The following is a 20,618-nucleotide window of genomic DNA, read 5'->3' on the forward strand; positions in this document are numbered from 1 at the left end:
TTCAGAGCAGCTCGTTCAGGTGCGCGGCGAGCAGGGCCGGCGTCGGGTGGTCGAAGACGACACTCGGCGCGATCTTCCGTTCGGTGCGGGCCCGCAGCCGGTTGCGGAGCTCGATCGCGGTGAGCGAGTCGAAGCCGATCTCGAACAGGCCCTGGTCCGGGTCGACCTGGTGGGCGGCGCGGTAGCCGAGCACCCCGGCCACCTGTGCCCGCACCAGGTCGAGCAGGACCTCCGCCCGCTCGGCCGGTTCGAGCCCGGCCAGCCGGCCGGCCCAGTTCTCGTCCACAGTGGACGCAGTGCGGGCTTGCTGCCGCCCCGCGCGGACCAGGCCGCGCAGCAGGTGCGGCACGTCGGTGCCGCCGGCCGCCTCGGCGCGCAGGCCCCGCAGGTCGAGCTGGGCGGGCACCAGCTGGGCCTCGCCCGACCCGACGGCGGCGTCGAAGAGGGCCATGCCGTCCGCGGGGTTCATCGCGACCAGGCCGCCGCGCCGGGTCATCCGGGCCCGGCCGGCTTCGTCGGTGCCGGCCGCCATGCCGCCGGTGGTCTGGTCCCACAGGCCCCACGCCAGCGACTGGCCCGGCAGGCCGGCCGCGCGCCGCCGGGCCACCAGCCCGTCCAGGTACGCGTTGGCCGCCGCGTAGCCGCCGCTCCCGGCGCCCATGAACACCGCGGACACCGAGGAGTAGACGACGAACGCCTGGAGATCGGAGTTCCGGGTCAGCTCGTCGAGGTGCCGGGCAGCGTCGACCTTGGGGGCGAACACCTCGGCCAGCCGGTCCGGCGTCACCGTCCCGATCACCCCGGCGTCGGCGATCCCGGCCGTGTGCACCACGGCGGTCGGCCGGTGCTCGGCCAGCAGGGCCGCCACCTGGTCCCGGTCCGCGACGTCGCAGGCGGCGACGGCCACGTCCGCGCCGAGCGCCGTGAGGTCGGTGACCAGGTCCTTCGCCCCTTCGGCGTCCAGACCGCGCCGGCTGGCCAGCACCAGCTTCCGCACGCCGTGCCGCTCGACCAGGTGCCGGGCGGCGAGGCCGCCGAGGGACCCGGTGCCCCCGGTGATCAGCACCGTCTCGCCGAAGTCCACGTCCGCGGCCTTCGCCGCCGCGCGGGTGAGCCGCGGGACGTGGAGGGCCGTGCCCCGCACCGCGAGCTGCGGCTCGCCGGTGGCCAGCACCGCACCCAGCGGCAGCTCGCCGTCGGTGTCGACGAGGACGATCCGGTCCGGGTTCTCCGCCTGCGCGGCGCGGACCAGGCCCCAGACCGCGGCCCCGGCCGGGTCGGTCACCCCGCCGTCGCCGGCGGGCACCGCGCCCCGGGTCACGATCGCCAGCTTCGTGCCCTCCAGGCCGCCGCCGGCCAGCCAGCACTGGACGACGTCCAGCACCCGGACGGTGAGCTCCAGCGGCTCGTCCCCGGCGGCGTCCATGACGGCCACCGCCGGTGCTTCGGCCGCGCCGGTCAGCACGTCGTCGGCCAGCGTCGCCACCTGCTCGGCGGTCGCCGCCGGGACCCAGGACGGCTCCGGCAGCGTCGTGTCCACCGTAGACAGCCGAGTCCAGTCCACCCGGAACAGCGCCCCGGTGTCCGCCGCCATCGTCAGCTGGTCGTTCGTCACCGGGCGGCCGACCAGTGACTCCAGCGTCACGACCAGGCCACCGGTTTCGTCGACGGCTTCGAGGGACAGGCTGTCCGGCTCGGGCTTGGCCACGCGCACCCGCAGCACCGAGGCGCCGGCCGCGTGCAGCCGGAGCCCGTTCCACGCGAACGGCAGCCGCACCTCGTCGCCGTAGGACTCGGTGTCCGCCGCGGCGCTGACCATGGTCGAGTGCAGGGCCGCGTCCAGCAGCGCGGGGTGGATGCCGAACGCAGCGGCGTCCGTCCCCTCGGGCAGCGCGATCTCGGCGAAGGTTTCCTCGCCGCGCCGCCACACCGCACGCACGGCCTGGAACGTGGGCCCGTAGCCGTAGCCGACGTCCGCGAGCACGTCGTAGGCGCCGGTGATGTCCACCGCCTTCGCGTCGGGCGGCGGCCAGGCGGCGAAGTCGAACCCGGCGGTGCCCCGCGGGCGGTCGTCCGGGGCCAGCACGCCGGTCGCGTGCCGGACCCAGCCGTCCGCGTCCTCGCGCAGGGAGTGGATGTCGACCGTGCGCGAGCCGTCCTCGCCGGCACCGCCGAGCGCGACCTGGACGCGGACGCCGCCGCGGCGGGGCACCACCAGCGGTGCCTCGATGACCAGCTCGTCGAGCAGCGAGCAGCCGGCTTCGTCGCCGGCCCGCACGGCCAGCTCCACCAGCCCGGTACCGGGGACGATCACGACGTCCCGGACCGCGTGGTCGGCCAGCCAGGGGTGCGAGCGCAGGGACAGCCGCGAGGTGAAGACCAGGCCGTCCGACTGCGGCAGCTCGACGACCGCGCCGAGGAGGGGGTGGTCGGCCCCGGCCAGGCCCAGCGACACGGCGTCGGACGCGGTATCGGTGGCGCGCAGCCAGTAGTGCTCGTGGTCGAAGGCGTACGTCGGCAGGTCGGCCCGGGCGGGCGGCACCAGCGAAGTCCAGTCCACCTCGACCCCGCGCACGAACAGCTCGGCCATCGACGTCAGCAGCCGGCGCAGGCCGCCGTCGTCGCGGCGCAGGGTCCCGGTCACGACCTCGTCGGTGCGCTCGGTGATCGGCTGGACCAGCACCGGGTGGGCGCTGACCTCGACGAACACGCCGTGGCCCTGGTCGAGCAGGGTGTCCACGGCCGCGCCGAACCGCACCTGGCCGCGCAGGTTCCGGTACCAGTAGCCGCCGTCCACGGTCCCCGCGCCGGTGATCCACTCGCCGGTGAGGGTGGACAGGAACGGCACCAGCGGCGCCCGGGCGTCGATCCCCGCCAGAGCTTCGGCCAGTGCCTCCTCGATGTCTTCGACGTGCCGGGTGTGCGAGGCGTAGTCCACCGCGACCTGGCGGACGCGGACCCCTTGGCCGGACAGCGTTTCGAGGGCTTCGGCGAGTGCCTCGGCGTCCCCCGCGACGACCACCGAGGTGGGGCTGTTGACCGCGGCCACCTCGACCCGGCCGGCCCACGGCGCCAAGCGCGTCACGGCGTCTTCTTCGCTCAGTGCAACGGAAGCCATGCCGCCGCGGCCGGAGAGCTTCGCGGCGATGGCCTGGCTGCGCAGCGCGACCACCTTCGCCGCGTCTTCGAGCGACAGCGCCCCGGAGACGCACGCGGCGGCGATCTCGCCCTGGGAGTGGCCGAGCACCGCGTCCGGGACCACCCCGGCCGCCGACCACACCGCGGCCAGGCCGACCATCATCGCCCAGCTCGCGGGCTGGAGGACGTCCACCCGGTAGAGCAGGCCGGGTCCTTCGCCGCGCAGCACGTCGAGCAGGGACCAGTCGACCCACGGTTCGAGGGCGGCCGCGCATTCGGCGATCCGCTCGGCGAACACCGGCGAGGCGTCCAGCAGCTCACGGCCCATGCCCGCCCACTGCGTCCCCTGGCCCGGGAACACCCAGACCAGCTTGCCCGGCAGGCCGGACGCGGGCACCCGGCCGCTGACCAGGCCCGGCGCGTCCGCACCGCGGGCCAGCGCGCCCAGCCCGGCGCGCGCCTCCTCGGCCGACTCCGCCACCACGACCGCGCGCTCGCCGAACCGGGCGCGGCCCGGCAGGGCACCGGCGACGTCGGCGAGGGGCTCGTCCTCGAGGAAGGCGGCCAGCCGGCGCGCCTGGCCGGCCAGGGCACCGGTGCTGCGGGCCGTCACGACCAGCGGCACGACCCCGCTTTCCCGCGGCTCGTCGGCGATCGGCGGCGGCTCCGGGGCTTCTTCGATGATCAGGTGGGCGTTGGTGCCGCTGATCCCGAACGAGGACACCCCGGCCCGGCGCGGACGGCCGTTCCGCGGCCATTCCCGCGCCTCGGTCAGCAGCGAGACCGCGCCCGTGGACCAGTCGACCTGGCTGGTGGGCCGGTCGACGTGCAGCGTGGGCGGCATGACGCCGTGCCGCAGGGCCTGCACCATCTTGATCACGCCGGCGACCCCGGCGGCCGACTGCGTGTGCCCGAAGTTCGACTTGACCGAGCCGAGCCACAGCGGCGTCTCCGGGTCCCGGTCCCGGCCGTAGGTGGCCAGCAGGGCCTGTGCCTCGATCGGGTCACCCAGCGCGGTGCCGGTGCCGTGGCCCTCCACGATGTCCACATCGGACGGTGCGAGGCCGGCACCGTCGAGCGCCCGGCGGATCACCCGCTGCTGCGAGGGCCCGTTGGGGGCGGTCAGGCCGTTGGACGCGCCGTCGGAGTTGACCGCGCTGCCGCGCAGCACGGCCAGGACGCGGTGGCCGCGTTCGCGGGCCACGGACAGCCGCTCCAGCACGACGACGCCGACGCCCTCGGCCCAGCCCGTGCCGTCCGCGCCGTCGGCGTAGGCCTTGCAGCGGCCGTCGCCGGCCAGGCCACGCTGCTTCGCGAACTCGACGAACGTGCCGGGCGTGCCCATCACCGTGACACCGCCGGCCAGGGCCAGCGAGCACTCGCCCTGCCGCAGGGCCTGCCCGGCCAGGTGCATCGCGACCAGCGACGACGAGCACGCCGTGTCGATCGTGACCGCCGGGCCTTCGAACCCGAAGACGTAGGACACCCGGCCCGACACGACGCTCGAAGCGCCCGCCGTGCTCGCGTAGCCCTCCAGCTCGGCCGGGTCCGCGCCCATCCCGTAGCCCTGGTTGGACACGCCGGCGAACACGCCGACGTCGGCGCCCTTCAGCGAACCCGGGTCGACGCCGGCCCCTTCGAGGGCTTCCCAGGACGCCTCCAGCAGCAGCCGCTGCTGGGGGTCCATGGCCAGCGCTTCCCGCGGCGAGATCCCGAAGAAGGCGGCGTCGAACAGCCCGGCGCCTTCGAGGAACCCGCCCTGGCTGGTGTAGGTCGTGCCGGAGCTGTCGGGGTCGTCGTCGAACAGCGTGTCCAGGTCCCAGCCCCGGTCCTCGGGGAACGGGGACAGTCCTTCGAGGCCCTCGCGGACCAGCCGCCACAGGCCCTCGGGGTCGGTGACGCCGCCGGGCAGCCGGCACGCCATGCCGACGATGGCGATCGGCTCACCGGCGTCCGCGGCGGTCGTCTTCGCCGCCGGGGTGGCCGTCACCGCGTCGCCGAGTTCGTCGCGCAGGTAGCGGGCCAGCGCGACCGGCGTCGGGTAGTCGAAGACCAGCGTGGCCGGCAGCTTCAGCCCGCTCGCCTCGCGCAGCCGGTTGCGCAGTTCCACCGACGTCAGCGAGTCGAAGCCGGTGTCCTTGAACGCGCTGTCCGCGCGGACGGCCTCCGGCCCGGCGTGCCCGAGCACCGATGCGACCTGCGTGCGGACGACGTCGAGCAGCAGCGCCTCCTGCTCGGCCGGGGCCAGCCCGGCGAGCCGCCCGGCCAGCCCCTTGTCCACAGTGGACGCCCCGCGGGCCTGCTGCCTGCCCGGGCGGACCAGGCCGCGCAGCAGGTGCGGCACGGTCGCGCCGGCCCGCGTCCTGCGCAGGTCCAGCTTGACCGGGACGACGAGCCCCGGCGGCGCCGCGTCGAACAGCTCCATGCCCTCGGCGGGCGAAATGGCCAGGACACCGCCGCGGCTCGCGCGCGCCTGGTCGGCGCCGCCGAGGTGCGCGGTCATGCCGTCGGTCTGCTCCCACAGGCCCCAGGCCAGCGCCGTCCCCGGCAGGCCCGCGGCCCGGCGGTTGGCGACCACGGCGTCCAGGTAGGCGTTGGCGGCGGCGTAGTTGCCCTGTCCCGCGGAGCCGAAGACCCCGGACGCGGACGAGAACACGACGAAGGCGGCGAGGTCGGACTCGCGGGTGAGCTCGTCGAGGTGGCGGACCGCGTCGACCTTGGGCGCGAACACCTTGGCCAGCCGCTCGCGCGTCAGCGACTCGAAGACGCCGTCGTCCAAGACACCCGCGGTGTGCACGACGGCGGTCGGCCGGTGCTCGGCCAGCAGCGCCGCGACCTGGTCCCGGTCGGCCAGATCGGCCGCGACCACGGAGACCTCGGCACCCTGGGCGGTGAGTTCCGCGGTCAGCTCGGCCATGCCCTCGGCGTCGGGCCCCCGGCGGCTCGCGAGCACCAGCCGCCGGACGCCGTGCCGGGCCACCAGGTGCCGGGCGGTGAGCACGCCCAGCGAACCGGCGCCGGAGATCAGGACCGTCCCCCCGGTCACGGCCGGGGCCTCCGCGGCCTCGGCGCGCGCGAGCCGGGGAGCCGTCAGGGTCGTGCCCCGGACGGCGACCTGCGGCTCACCGGAGGCCAGCACCGCGCCCAGCGGGACGGCGCCGTCGGTGTCCAGCAGGACGACCCGGTCCGGGTTCTCCGCCTGGGCGGCCCGCAGCAGGCCCCACACCGCCGCCCCGGCCGGGTCGCGCACGACGCCGTCACCGGCGGGCACCGCGCCCCGGGTCACCACGACCAACCGGGCTTCCTCGGCCGCATCGGCGAGGAACTTCTGCACGGCTTCCAGCACCCGGCCGGTGAGTTCCAGGGGATCCGCTTCGCCGGACGCTTCGAGCACCTCGACGTGGTCCGCGGGCACTTCACCGTCCACAGCGGACAATTCGGCCCACTCCAGGCGGAACAACGCGTCCCGGTGGGCCGCCGCGTCCAGCTGCTCGGCCGACACCGGCCGCGAGACCAGCGAATCCGCCGTGACGACAAGACCGCCTGCCTCGTCCGCGGCCTCGACCGACAGGGCGTCCGGGCCGCTCGGGGCGAGCCGCACCCGCAGCGCCGACGCCCCGGCCGCGTGCAGCACCAGGCCGTTCCAGGCGAACGGCAGCACCGGCCGTCCCGGCTCCTCCGTCGTGACGGCACCGGCCATGCCCGCGTGCAGGGCCGCGTCCAGCAGCCCGGGGTGGATGCCGAACCGGGCCGCGTCCGCGCGTTCGTCTTCGGACAGGACGACCTCGGCGAAGATCTCGTCACCGCGCCGCCACACCGCCCGCAGGCCGCGGAAGGAGGGCCCGTAGGCGTACCCGCGCTCGACGAGCCCGTCGTAGAAGTCCTCGACGTCGACCCGACGGCCGCCGGGCGGCGGCCAGGCGGTGAAGTCGAACGGTTCCGGCGCCGCCGTCGTCGAAACGAGGAAGCCGGTGGCGTGCCGCGTCCACACCTCCGCGCCGGCGTCTTCGCGCAGGGAGTACACCTCGACCGTGCGCGAGCCGGTCTCCCCCGGTGCGCCCACGACGACCTGCACCCGGACCCCGCCGTGGTCGGGCACGACCAGCGGCGCTTCGATGACGAGCTCCTCGAGCACCGGGCAGCCGGCCTCGTCCCCGGCCCGGACCGCCAGCTCGACGAGGCCGGTGCCCGCGACGAGCACCACTCCGCCGATGACGTGGTCGGCCAGCCACGGGTGCGACTTGAGCGACAGCCGGGAGGTGCAGACCAGGCCGTCCGACTGCGGCAGCCGGACCACCGCGCCGAGCAGCGGGTGGTCGGCCGCGACCTGCCCGAGCGCGGCCGCGTCGGTGGCCTGCGCGGCCGGGTGGAGCCAGTAGTTCTGCTGGTCGAAGGCGTACTTGGGCAGGTCGACGAACCCGGTCGCGGCCGGCAGCAGCGCGGACCAGTCGACGGTGGTGCCGCGGACGAACAGCTCGGCGACCGCGGCGAGCAGCGCCGCCTCTTCGGGCCGGTCGTCCCGCAGCGCGGCCACGCAGGGGACGTCGGCCGTCTCCTCGACCAGCCCGGTCAGCGCCGCTCCCGGCCCGAGTTCCACGAAGCGGGTGGCGCCGGAGGCCGCGATGCCCTCGGCGAACCGCACCGGCCGCCGCACGTGCTCGGCCCAGTAGCCCGGCTCGGTGAGCTCACCGGGCCCGGCGAGCCTGCCGGTCACGTTGGAGACGACCGGGATCTCCGGCTCGTGCCAGGTCACGCCGGCCAGTTCGGCGGCGAACTCCGCGAGCATCGGCGCCATCCGCGCGGAGTGGAACGCGTGCGACACCTTGAGCTGCTTGGTCTTGTGCCCGCGCTCGCGCATCCGGGCGGCGGCCGCGAGGACCGCGTCTTCGTCGCCGGAGAGGACCACCGCCGACGGGCCGTTGACGGCGGCGAGTTCGACCCCCTCGCCGAGCAGCCCGGCGACCTCGGCTTCGGAGGCGGCGACGGCGGCCATCGCCCCGCCCGGCGGCAGCGCCTGCATCAGCCGGCCCCGCGCGGCGACGATCCGCGCCGCGTCCGGCAGGGAGAACACGCCCGCGCAGTACGCGGCGGTGATCTCGCCGATCGAGTGGCCGATCACCACGTCCGGCCGGACACCCCAGGACTCCGCGAGGCGGAACAGCGCGCTCTCCACCGCGAACAGCCCGGCCTGGGTGAACACCGTCTGGTCCAGCAGCCCGGTCTCCGCGGGCACCTTGCCCAGCACGACGTCCCGCACGCGGTGGCCGGCGCGACCGGCCAGGCAGGTGTCCAGCTGCTCGCAGGCCTCGTCGAACGCCGTCGCGAACACCGCGTACCGGTCGTAGAGCTCGCGGCCCATGCCGAGCCGCTGCGAACCCTGGCCGGGGAAGACGAACCCGACCTTGCCCGGCCGGGCCGATCCGGTCACCACGCCGGGCGCGCGGTCCCCGCGGGCCACCGCCCGCAGCCCGGCCACCGCTTCGGCGTCGGTCCCGGCGACCACGACCGCGCGGTCGCCGAGCAGGGCCCGGCTCGACAGCAACCCGCTCGCCACGCGAGTCCTCGACACGCCGGTTTCCAGTGCGTCGGCGAGCCGGCCGGCCTGAGCCGCCAGTGACGCGGGGCTGCCGGCCGAAACGATCAGCGGCACCGGCCCCTCGGCCACCGGCTCGTCGGCGCCGGTCTCCGCCGGGGGCGCCTCCTCCAGGATCAGGTGCGCGTTCGTCCCGCTGATCCCGAACGCGGAGACACCGGCCCGGCGCGGCCGGTCGACGGCGGGCCACGCGCGCGGCTCGGTCAGCAGCTCCACCGCGCCTGCCGACCAGTCGACCTCCGGCGTCGGCTCGGCCACGTGCAGGGTCGGCGGCAGGGCGCCGTGCCGCAGCGCCTGCACCATCTTGATCACGCCCGCGACCCCGGCGGCCGCCTGCGTGTGCCCGAAGTTCGACTTGACCGAGCCGAGGTACAGGGGCCGCTCGCGACCCTGGCCGTAGGTCGCCAGCAGCGCCTGCGCTTCGATCGGGTCGCCGAGCGCGGTGCCCGTGCCGTGCGCCTCCACGGCGTCCACATCGGACGCCACCAGCCCGGCCCCGGACAGGGCCTTGCGGATCACGCGCTGCTGCGAAGGGCCGTTCGGGGCGGTGAGGCCGTTGGACGCGCCGTCCTGGTTGACCGCGCTGCCGCGGATCACCGCCAGGATGCGGTGCCCGCGCTCTTGCGCCACGGAAAGCCGTTCGAGGACGAGCACCCCGGCGCCCTCGGCCCAGCCGGTGCCGTCCGCGGTCGAGGAGAACGCCTTGGAGCGGCCGTCGGCGGCCAGCACCCGCTGGCGGGAGAACGCGACGAAGGTGCCGGGCGTCGGCATCACCGTGGCGCCACCGGCGAGCGCCATCGAGCACTCGCCCGCGCGCAGGGCCTGTGCGGCGAGGTGGATGGCCACCAGCGACGACGAGCACGCCGTGTCGATGGTGACCGCCGGGCCTTCGAGCCCGAAGGTGTAGGACACCCGGCCCGACGCCACGCTGGAGGCCGCCCCGATGCCCGCGAAGGCTTCGAGGTCCGGCGTGATCGCCCCGGCGCCGTAGCCCTGGGTGAACACGCCGGAGAACACGCCGACGTCGCTGCCCTTCAGCGAAAGCGGGTCGACCCCGGCGTCTTCCAGCGCCTCCCACGACGTCTCCAGCAGCACCCGCTGCTGCGGGTCCATGACCAGGGCCTCGCGCGGCGAGATGCCGAACAGGCCCGCGTCGAACAGCCCCGCGCCGCGCAGGAAGCCGCCCTGGCTGGTGTAGGACGTCCCCGGGTTGTCCGGGTCCGGGTCGAACAGGCCGTCCAGCTCCCAGCCGCGGTCGCCGGGGAAGTCCGAGAGGGCGTCGACGCCGCCGGCCACCAGCCGCCACAGGTCTTCGGGCGAGGCCACGCCCCCGGGGAACCGGCAGGCCATCCCGACGACGGCGAGCGGCTCGTCGGCGTGCCGGGCGCCCTGCTTGCGCAGGCTGTGCAGCTCCGCCGTGACGCGCTTGAGGTACTTGAGGAGTTTCTCGTCCGTGGCCATTCCTGTGTCCTCACAAGGGTTTGCTGGAGCGTGGGTCTCGGTCCGGATCAGGTGAGGCCCAGCTCCTCGTCGATGAAGTCGAGGACTTCGTCGGCGGACGCGGCGTCCAGCCGGTCCGCCAGCGTGGTTTCGTCCGCCTGGCCGCCCACGCCGTTGCAGCGGGCCACCAGGCCCTGCAGCCGGAGGGTGAGCCCGGTCTTCGTGGAGTCGTCGAGCACCAGCCCGCCGAGCAGCGCCTCGACGTCTTCGAGCCGGGCGTGCACGACCGAAAGGGCGTCGTCGCCGTCCCCGAGCTCGTCGCGCAGGTGGCGAGCGAGGACCAGCGGGGTCGGGTAGTCGAAGGCGAGCGTCGCGGGCAGCTTCAGCCCGGTGCTCTCCCGCAGCCGGTTGCGCAGGTCGACCGAGGTGAGCGAGTCGAACCCGGCGTCCTTGAACGCGGTGTCGGCGCGGACCGCGTCCGGCCCGGCGTGCCCGAGCACCGCCGCGACCTGGTTCCGGACCAGCTCGACCAGCAGCGCCTCCCGCTCGGGCGCGGCCAGCCCGGCCAGCCGCTGCTTCAGCGAGCCGTCCACTGCGGACGCGCCCTGCGCCTGCCGTCGCCCGGTGCGGACCAGGCCGCGCAGCAGGTGCGGCACGGCGCCACCGGCCCGTACCTCGCGCAGGTCCAGCTTGACCGGGACGAGCAGCGGGGGCGGCGCGCCCAGTGCCGCGTCGAACAGGGCCATGCCTTCCTCGGCGGTGATCGGCCGGACGCCGCCGCGGCTCATCCGGGCCTGGTCGGTGCCGCCGAGGTGCGCGGTCATGCCGGTGGCCCGTTCCCACAGGCCCCAGGCCAGCGACCGGCCGGGCAGGCCCGCCGCCCGGCGGCTCGCCATCGCCGCGTCCAGGAAGGCGTTCGCGGCCGCGTAGTTGCCCTGGCCCGGCGAGCCGAAGACGCCGGAGCCGGAGGAGAACACGACGAACGCGTCGAGGTCCCGGTCGCGGGTGAGTTCGTCCAGGTGGCGGACGGCGTCGACCTTCGGGGCGAAGACCCTGGCCAGCCGGTCCGGGGTCAGTGTCCCGATGACGCCGTCGTCGAGGACGCCCGCGGTGTGGATGACGCTCGCCGGCTGGTGCTCGTCGAGCAGGGCGGCCACCTGGGCACGGTCGGCCAGGTCGCAGGCGACGACGGAGACGTCCGCGCCTTCGCCGGTGAGGTCGGTGACGAGGTCCTTCGCACCGTCGGCGTCGAGGCCGCGGCGGCTGGCGAGCACGAGTTTCCGCACGCCGTGGTGGGAGACCAGGTGCCGCGCGACGATCTCGCCGAGCACCCCGGCCCCGGAGACGAGGACCGTCCCTTGTAGACCGTCCGCCGGGGCCGCGTCGGCGCGCCCCAGGCGGGGGACGTAGAGGGCGGCGCCGCGCACGGCGAGCTGGGGCTCACCGGTGGCGAGCACCGCACCGACCGGGATTTCGCCGTCGGTGTCGAGCAGGACGATCCGGTCCGGGTTCTCCGCCTGGGCGGACCGGACGAGACCCCAGACCGCGGCCGCGGCCGGGTCGGTCACCGGGGTGTCCCCGGCGGGGACCGCGCCGCGGGTCACCACGACCAGGCGCTCGGCTTCCGGCTCGGTCAGCCAGGTCTGGAGCTTTTCCAGGACCCGGGAAGTGGCGGTCAGCGGGGATTCGCCGCCGGGTACCTCCAGCACGTCGGCGACCCCGTCGGCCTGCGGGCTCCCGGGCAGCTCGATCCAGTTCACCTGGAACAGCGCGTCCGTGCCGCTCGGCGGTCCGACGGACACCGGCCGCCGCACCACTTCGTTCGCCGTGAGGACCAGGTTGCCGGCGCCGTCGACCGCCTCCAGGGCGCCGCCGGGCCCCAGCCGGACCTGCAGCGTCGACGCTCCTTCGGCGTGGAGGGTCACCCCGCGCCATTCCACGGCCGTCAGACCGTCGTCGCCGGTCAGGGCCGCGTCCAGGAGCACCGGGTGGATGGCGAACGCGCCGGCGGCCACGTCGTCGGGCAGGGAGACTTCGGCGAAGAGCTCGTCGCCGGTCTGCTGTGTGGCGGGCGGCGGCGTCGCCGAGAGCGTGCCGGTGGCGTGCCGGGTCCACTCGTCGTCGTCGGCGTCGTCGGGCTGGGAGTACACCTCCAGCGGGCGGACACCCGTTTCGTCCGGCCCGCCCACCATGACCTGCACCCGGAGCGCGCCGCGGTCCGGCAGCACCGGCGGTGTCTCGATGACGAGCTCGGCCAGCACCGGCGTCCCGGCCTCGTCCCCGGCCCGGATGGCCAGCTCGACCAGCGCCGCGGCGGGCACGACGACCACGTCGTCGAGGGTGTGGCCGGCCAGCCACGGCTGCGTCTTCAGCGACCACCGCGAGGTGCTGACCAGGCCGCCGGTCTGCGGCAACCGCACGACCGGGCCCGCGGTGCCGGTCGCGGTCTCGAGGTACTGCAGCCAGTAGTGCCGGTGGTCGAAGGCGTACGTCGGCAGGTCCACCCGGGCGGGCGGCACCAGCGTCGCCCAGTCGACGTCGACGCCGCGGACGAACAGCTCGGCCATCGACGTCAGCAGCCGCCGGAGACCACCGTCCTCCCGCCGCAGGGTGCCGGTCACGACCGAGTCGTCGGCCACGTCGCTGATCGCCTGCACGAGCACCGGGTGCGCGCTGAGCTCGACGAACACCCGGTGGCCCGAGCCGAGCAGCTCGGCCACCGCCGGGCCGAAGCCGACCTGGCTGCGCAGGTTCCGGTACCAGTAATCGCCGTCGAAGACACCCGCGTCGCGGATCCAGTCGCCGGTGAGGGTGGAGAAGAACGGCAGCGACGGCGCCTGGGCCTCGATCCCGGCCAGCGCTTCGGCCAGTGGCTCCTGGATGTCCTCGACGTGCCGGGTGTGCGAGGCGTAGTCCACGGCGACCCGCCGGACCCGGATTTCCTGTGCCGCCAACGCTTCGAGGGCCTGGTCGAGGGCTTCGGCGTCCCCCGCGATCACCACCGACGACGGGCTGTTGACCGCGGCCACCTCGACCCGGTCCGCCCACGGTGTCAGCTGTGCGAGGGCGGCTTCCTCGCTCAACGCGACCGACGCCATCCCGCCGCGCCCGGCCAGCTTCGCCGCGATGGCCTGGCTGCGCAACGCCACCACTTTCGCCGCGTCCTGCAGCGACAACGCACCCGACACGCAGGCCGCGGCGATCTCGCCCTGGGAGTGCCCGACCACCGCGTCGGGCCGGACGCCCACGGACTGCCACACCGCGGCCAGGCCGACCATCACCGCGAAGCAGGCGGGCTGCAGGACGTCGACCCGGTCCAGGTCGCCCTCGCCGCGGAGGACGTCGACCAGCGACCAGTCGGTCCACGGCTCCAGCGCGGCCGCGCACTCCGCGATCCGCTCGGCGAACACCGGCGAGGCGTCGAGGAGTTCCCGGCCCATCCCGGCCCACTGCGAACCCTGGCCCGGGAAGACCCACACGACCTTGCCCGGCACGCCCGAAGCGGCCACCGTGCCGGTCACGACGTCGGCCGGGGTTTCCCCGCGGGCCAGCGCTTCCAACCCGGCCGTCGCCTCCTCGCGGGTCTCCGCGACCACGACGGCCCGGTCCGCGAACAGCGATCGGCCGGCGAGCAGTGCCCCGGCGACCTCGGGCAGGGACGCGTCCGTCTCGCCGAGGAACGCGGCCAGCCGCCCGGCCTGGCCCGCCAGGGCGCCGCGGGCCGACACGACCACCGGCACGACACCGGTGACGGGCTCGGCGGCGGCCGGCTCCTCCTCGGGTGCTTCTTCCAGGATGAGGTGCGCGTTGGTCCCGCTGATCCCGAACGAGGACACCCCGGCGCGGCGCGGCCGGCCGGTCCGCGGCCACTCCCGTGCCCCGGTCAGCAGCTCCACGGCACCGGCGGACCAGTCGACCTCGGTCGACGGCTCGTCGACGTGCAGCGTCGGGGGCAGCACGCCGTGGCGCAGCGCCTGCACCATCTTGATCACGCTGGCCACGCCCGCGGCCGCCTGCGTGTGCCCGATGTTCGACTTCACCGAGCCCAGCCACAGCGGCTGCTCCGGATCGCGGTCCTTGCCGTAGGTGGCCAGCAACGCCTGCGCCTCGATCGGGTCGCCCAGCGTCGTGCCCGTGCCGTGGCCTTCCACGGCGTCCACATCGGACGGTGACAGCCCGGCTTCGGCCAGCGCGGCGCGGATGACCCGCTGCTGCGACGGGCCGTTGGGCGCGGTGAGCCCGTTCGAAGCGCCGTCCTGGTTGACCGCGATGCCGCGCAGCACGGCCAGCACCTTGTGCCCGCGCTCGCGGGCGACCGACAGCCGCTCCAGCGCGATGACGCCGACGCCCTCGGCCAGTCCCATGCCGTCGGCGCTGTCCGCGAACGCCTTGCAGCGCCCGTCCATGGCGAGCCCGCGCTGCCGCGAGAACGAGACGAAGGAGCCGGGCTGGGCCATCACCATCGCGCCGCCGGCCAGTGCCATCGAGCACTCGCCCCGGCGCAGGGCCTGCGCGGCGAGGTGCATCGCCACCAGCGACGACGAGCACCCGGTGTCGACGGTGACCGCCGGGCCCTCCAGGCCGAGGACGTACGACACCCGGCCGGAGGCGATGCACGGTGCCGCGCCGGTGCCGACGAAGCCCTCCAGCTCGGGCGCGACCACGCCGCTGCCGGCGCCGTAGCCCATGCTCGCGACGCCGGTGAACACGCCGACGTCGCTGCCCTTCAGCGAAAGCGGGTCGGTGCCGGTGCGTTCGACGGCTTCCCAGGACGTCTCCAGCAGCAGCCGCTGCTGCGGGTCCATGGCGACGGCTTCGCGCGGCGAGATCCCGAAGAACCCCGCGTCGAACAGGCCGGCGTCGTGGAGGAAGCCGCCCTGGTCGGTGTAGGTCGTGCCCGGGCGATCGGGGTCCGGGTCGACAAGCCCGTCGACGTCCCAGCCGCGGTCGCCGGGGAACGCGGAGACCGCGTCGGTGCCCTCGGCCACCAGCCGCCACAGGTCCTCGGGCGAGGCCACGCCGCCGGGGTACCGGCACGCCATGGCGACGATGGCGATCGGCTCCCGCGCCTGGTCCTCGACCTCGCGCAGCCGCGTGCGGGCGTCGCGGGCGTCGGCGATGGCCCGCTTGAGGTAATCGCGGAGCTGTCCCTCGTCAGCCACTGAACTCAACTCCCAGAAGTCTCACGTGTGCGGTTTGTCAGTCGAGCCCGTCGACGAGGGCGAAGAGCTCCTCGTCGCTGGCCGTGTCGAGATCGTCGGAGGTGCTCGGCCGGGCCTCGGCGGCTTTGAGCAGTTCCCGCAGCCGGACGGCGATCCGGTCACCGTCCGAGGCGGCCGCGATGACGGCCTCCAGCCCGGCGAGCCCGGCCAGCACCGCGTCCGCGGGGGACGCCTCCTCGACGGCGAGTTCCGTCCGCAGGTGCCGGGCCAGCGCCAGCGGGTTCGGGTGGTCGAAGACCAGCGTCGCCGGCAGTTTCAGGCCGGTCGCCTCGCGCAGCCGGTTGCGCAGCTCCACCGACGTCAGCGAGTCGAAGCCGGCGTCCTTGAACGCCGCGTCCGCGCGGACGCCGGAGCTGTCGGCGTGCCCGAGCACGACCGCGACCTGGCCGCGGACGAGGTCGAGCAGCAGTGCTTCCTGTTCGGCCACGGTGAGCCCGGTCAGCCTGGCGGCCAGGCCGCCGTTCTCGCCGGAGGCCGCGCGCGCTGCCTGCCGTCCCGCGCGGACCAGGCCGCGCAGCAGGTGCGGGACCGTGCCGCCGGCGGCCGCGTCGGCCCGCACCTCGCGCAGGTCGAGCTCGATCGGCACCAGCAGCGCCTCGCCGGCGGCGAGCGCGGCGTCGAAGAGTTCCATGCCTTCGGCGGACCCGAGCGCCCGGACGCCGCCGCGGCCTTCACGACGGCTCATCCGGGACAGGGTGAGGTCGTCGATGGTGCCCGCCATGCCGGTGAGCTGCTCCCACGGGCCCCAGGCCAGCGAAAGCCCCGGCCGGCCCGCGGCGCGGCGGGCGGCCATCATGCCGTCGAGGAAGGCGTTCGCCGCCGCGTACCCGCCGCTGCCCGCGCCCATGAAGATCGAGGAGGCCGACGAGTAGGCGATGAACGCGTCGAGGTCTCCGGTCAGCTCGTCGAGGTGCTGCACCGCGTCGACCTTGGGGGCGAACACCTTGGCCAGCCGCTCCCGGGTCAAAGCCCCGGTGACACCGGCGTCGAACACGCCGGCCGTGTGCACGACCGCGGTCACCGGGTGCTCCTCGAGCAGCGCCGCCACCTGGTCGCGGTCGGAGAAGTCACAGGCCACCACGGACACCGACGCGCCCTGCCCGGTCAGCTCGGCGACGAGGTCTTCGACGCCCTCGGCGGACCGCCCGCGCCGTCCGGCCAGGACCAGGTTCCGGACGCCGTGCCGGGTGACCAGGGCGCGGGCCGCCAGCGCACCCAGCGTCCCGCCGCCGGAGACGAGGACCGTCCCGTCCGGACGGAACGTCAGGGGCGCTTCGGCCGCCTCGGTGACCCGGGCGAGCCGGGGCACCGAGAACGTGGTGCCGCGCAGGGCGAGCTGGGGCTCGCCGGTCGCCAGCACGGCGTCCAGCGGCACGTCGCCGTCGGTGTCGAGCAGCACGATCCGGTCGGGGTTCTCCGACTGGGCGGCCCGGACCAGGCCCCACACCGCGGCCCCGGCCGGGTCGGTCACCTCGCGCACGGCGCCGCGGGTCACCACGACCAGCCGGGCGTCCTCCTCCGCCTCGGCGAGGAACTTCTGCACGGCTTCCAGGACGCGGCTGGTCAGGTCCAGCGGACCCTCGCCGGAGGCTTCCAGCACCTCGGCCGGGCCCGGCGGCACCGCACTGTCCACAGTGGGCAGTTCGGTCCAGTCCACCCGGTACAGCGAGCTGGTGCGCGCGGTGTCCAGCCGGTCGAGGGCCACCTCGCGCAGGATCAGCGAGTCCATGCTCAGCACCGGCGCGCCGGTTTCGTCGGCGGCCTCGACGGTCAGCGCGTCGGGTCCGCCGGGCGCGACCCGGACCCGCAGGCCCGCGGCGCCCGCGGCGTGCAGGACCAGCCGGTTCCACGAGAACGGCATGACCGACTTCCCGGGCTGCCCGGACGCGGCCGCGGCGATCGTCCCGGTCTGCAGGGCCGCGTCGAGCAACGCCGGGTGCAGGCCGAACCGGGCGGCGTCCTCCCGCCGGTCTTCGGGCAGGGCAACCTCGGCGAACACTTCGTCACCGCGCTGCCACACCGCCCGCACGCCCTGGAACAGCGGCCCGTACGCGTAGCCGCGCTCGGCGAGGTCGGGGTAGAAGTCGCCGATCTCGACGCGTTTCCCGTCCGGCGGCGGCCACGCGGTGAAGTCGAACGGCCTGCCGGTGACCGCGGTCGCCGAGACCGTGCCGGTCGCGTGCCGCGTCCACTCGTCGTCGCGCCGGGAGTGGATGTCGACCGTGCGCGCGCCGTTCTGGTCCGGGCCACTGACCGTGACCTGGACGTTCACGCCGCCCTCTGCGGGCACGACCAGCGGCGCCTCGGTCACGAGCTCGTCGAGGACCGGGCAGCCGGCTTCGTCACCGGCCCGCACGGCCAGCTCGACCAGTCCGGTGCCGGGGAACAGGACCACCCCGCCGATCGTGTGGTCGGCGAGCCACGGGTGCGTCCGCAGCGACAGCCGCGAGGTGAACACCAGTCCGCCGGACTGCGGCACCTCGACGACCGCACCCAGCAGCGGGTGCCCGGCCGGGGCCTGGCCGAGCGAGACGGCGTCCGCCTGCTCGGCCGGCCGGAGCCAGAAGTGCTGGTGGTCGAAGGCGTACGTGGGGAGGGCGACCCGCGCGGGCGGCACCAGCGCGGCCCAGTCGACGCGGACGCCGCGGACGAACAGCTCGGCCATCGACGTCAGGAGCCGGCGCAGGCCGCCGTCCTCACGCCGCAGCGTCCCGGTGACCAGATCGGTGAGCTCGCTGAGCGGCTGCACCAGCACCGGGTGCGCGCTGACTTCGACGAACACGCCGTGGCCCTGCTCGACCAGCGCGGCGGCGGCCGGGCCGAAGCCGACCTGGTTGCGCAGGTTCCGGTACCAGTACCCGCCGTCCAGGACGCCGGCGGCACGCACCCATTCGCCGGTGACGGTCGAGAAGAACGGCACGGACGGGGCCTGGGCGGTGATCCCGGCCAGGGTTTCGGCGAGCGTGTCGCGGATGTCTTCGACGTGCCGGGTGTGGGAGGCGTAGTCCACCGCGACCTGCCGGACGCGGACGCCGTCCCCGGCCAGCACCTCCAGGGCCTCGTCCAGGGCCTGGGCGTCCCCGGCGATCACCACCGAGGCCGGGCCGTTGACCGCGGCGACCTCGATCCGGCCGTCCCACAGCGCCAGCCGCGCGTTCGCCTCGTCTTCGCTCAGCGCGACCGACGCCATCCCGCCGCGGCCGGACAGCCGCGCCGCGATGGCCTGGCTGCGCAGGGCGACCACCTTGGCGGCGTCGTCGAGGGTGAGCGCGCCGGACACGCAGGCCGCGGCGATCTCGCCCTGCGAGTGGCCGACGACGGCGTCCGGCCGTACCCCGGCGGACTCCCAGACGGCGGCCAGCCCGACCATCACCGCGAAGCAGGCGGGCTGCAGCACGTCGACGCGATCCAGGTCGCCGTCGCCGCGCAGGACGTCGAGCAGCGCCCAGTCGGTCCACTGGTCCAGCGCGGCCGCGCACTCCTTGATCCGCTCGGCGAACACCGGGGAGGTCTCCAGCAGCTCGCGGCCCATGCCCACCCACTGCGTTCCCTGGCCGGGGAACACCCAGACGAGCTTGCCCGGCTTGCCCGCGGTCCCGGTCACCACGCCGGGCGCGGCCTCGCCGCGGGCCAGCGCGGCCAGCCCCGCGCGGGCTTCCTCGTCCGACCCGGCCACGACGACCGCGCGTTCCCCGAGCACCGCGCGCCCGGACACCAGCGCACCGGCGAGCTGCCCCCGTGGCGCGCCCACCCGGGTCAGCCGGTCGGCCTGGCCGGCCAGGGAACCCTTGCTGCGAGCCGAAACCACCAGCGGGACGACGTCCGCGGCCACCGGCTCCGGAGCGGCGGGCTCCCCGGGGGCTTCCTCGATGATCAGGTGCACGTTCGTGCCGCTGACGCCGAAGGAGGACACCCCGGCCCGGCGCGGCCGGTCGCCGCGCGGCCAGTCCCGGCGCTCGGTCAGCAGCTCGACCGCGCCCTCGGACCAGTCCACCTGCGCGGCGGGCTCGTCGACGTGCAGGGTCGCCGGCATGACGCCGTGCCGCAGCGCCTGGACGACCTTGATCACGCTGGCCACCCCCGCGGCCGCCTGCGTGTGGCCGATGTTCGACTTCAGCGAGCCGAGCCACAGCGGCGTCTCCCGCTCCTGCCCGTAGGTGGCCAGCAGCGCCTGCGCTTCGATCGGGTCGCCCAGGCTCGTCCCGGTCCCGTGGGCTTCGACGAGGTCCACATCGGACGGACGGAGTCCGGCGTTGGCCAGCGCGGCGCGGATCACGCGCTGCTGCGACGGCCCGTTCGGGGCCGTCAGGCCGTTGGACGCACCGTCCTGGTTCACCGCGCTGCCCCGCAGCACGGCCAGCACCTGGTGCCCGCGCTGCCGGGCGACCGACAGCCGCTCCAGCACGAGCACGCTGATGCCCTCGGCCAGCACCATGCCGTCGGCACCCGAGGCGAACGCCTTGCAGCGGCCGTCCGCGGCCAGCCCGCGCTGCCGGGAGAACACGACGAAGGAGTCCGGGCCGGACATCACCATCGCGCCGCCGGCCAGCGCCATCGAGCAGTCGCCCTGGCGCAGGGCCTGCGCGGCGAGGTGCATCGCGACCAGCGACGACGAGCACGCCGTGTCGATCGTGACCGCCGGGCCTTCGAACCCGAAGACGTAGGACACCCGGCCCGAGGCCACGCTCGACGCCAGCCCGGTGCCCGCGAAGCTCTGCATCTCCGGCCCGGTCAGGCCGCCGCCGTAGCCCGAGCCGCCGGCGCCGGTGAACACGCCGACGTCGGTGCCCTGCAGCGACGTCGGGTCGAGGCCGACGCTTTCCAGTGCCTCCCAGGAGGCTTCGAGCAGCAGCCGCTGCTGCGGGTCCATGGCCAGGGCCTCGCGCGGCGAGATCCCGAAGAAGGCCGGGTCGAACAGGGCCGCGTCGTGGAGGAAGCCGCCCCGGTCGGTGTAGGACGTCCCGGCGTGGTCCGGGTCCGGGTCGAACAGGTTCTCCAGGTCCCAGCCGCGGTCGGCGGGGAACCCCGACACGGCGTCGCCGCCCTCGGCGACCAGCCGCCACAGGTCGTCCGGCCCGGTGACGCCGCCGGGCAGCCGGCAGGCCATCCCGACGATCGCGATCGGCTCGCGGGCGCTGTCGACCCGCTTCTTCAGCGTGCCGACCTCTTCGAGGGACTTCCGCAGCGCCTCGACGACCTTTTCATACGACGCACTCACCACTCGC

Annotated in this window: 3 protein-coding genes; all 3 read right to left on the minus strand. The window is 75.2% G+C overall.

The genetic code is table 11. The annotated features are described in order from the left end of the window. Window position 1: 1 nt before the first annotated feature. Genes ABZX11_RS07070 through ABZX11_RS07080 form a run of 3 tightly spaced genes read right to left on the minus strand, consistent with a single transcriptional unit; the run spans window position 2 to window position 20,614 of the window. Entirely contained in the window at window positions 2-10,192 is a 10,191-nt protein-coding gene (locus ABZX11_RS07070; protein WP_354910622.1) for a type I polyketide synthase, read from the minus strand. Window positions 10,193-10,239: 47 nt separating this feature from the next. Continuing rightward, window positions 10,240-15,333 carry an acyltransferase domain-containing protein gene (locus ABZX11_RS07075; RefSeq protein ID WP_354910624.1) on the minus strand — a complete coding sequence of 1,698 codons (5,094 nt, stop codon included), beginning with the start codon at window positions 15,331-15,333 and terminating at the stop codon, window positions 10,240-10,242. Between the two features lie 37 nt (window positions 15,334-15,370). Beyond that, complete coding sequence (locus ABZX11_RS07080; protein WP_354910627.1) at window positions 15,371-20,614, minus strand: type I polyketide synthase; 5,244 nt, start codon at window positions 20,612-20,614, stop codon at window positions 15,371-15,373. Window positions 20,615-20,618 lie beyond the last annotated feature (4 nt).

It is taken from the genome of Amycolatopsis sp. NPDC004169, assembly GCF_040610315.1.
In the GTDB taxonomy this organism is placed as follows: domain Bacteria; phylum Actinomycetota; class Actinomycetes; order Mycobacteriales; family Pseudonocardiaceae; genus Amycolatopsis.

Excerpts from the sequence above, each read along its gene's own strand:
- ABZX11_RS07070 (WP_354910622.1), bottom strand. The coding sequence starts at position 10,192 with ATGGCCACGGACGAGAAACTCCTCAAGTACCTCAAGCGCGTCACGGCG.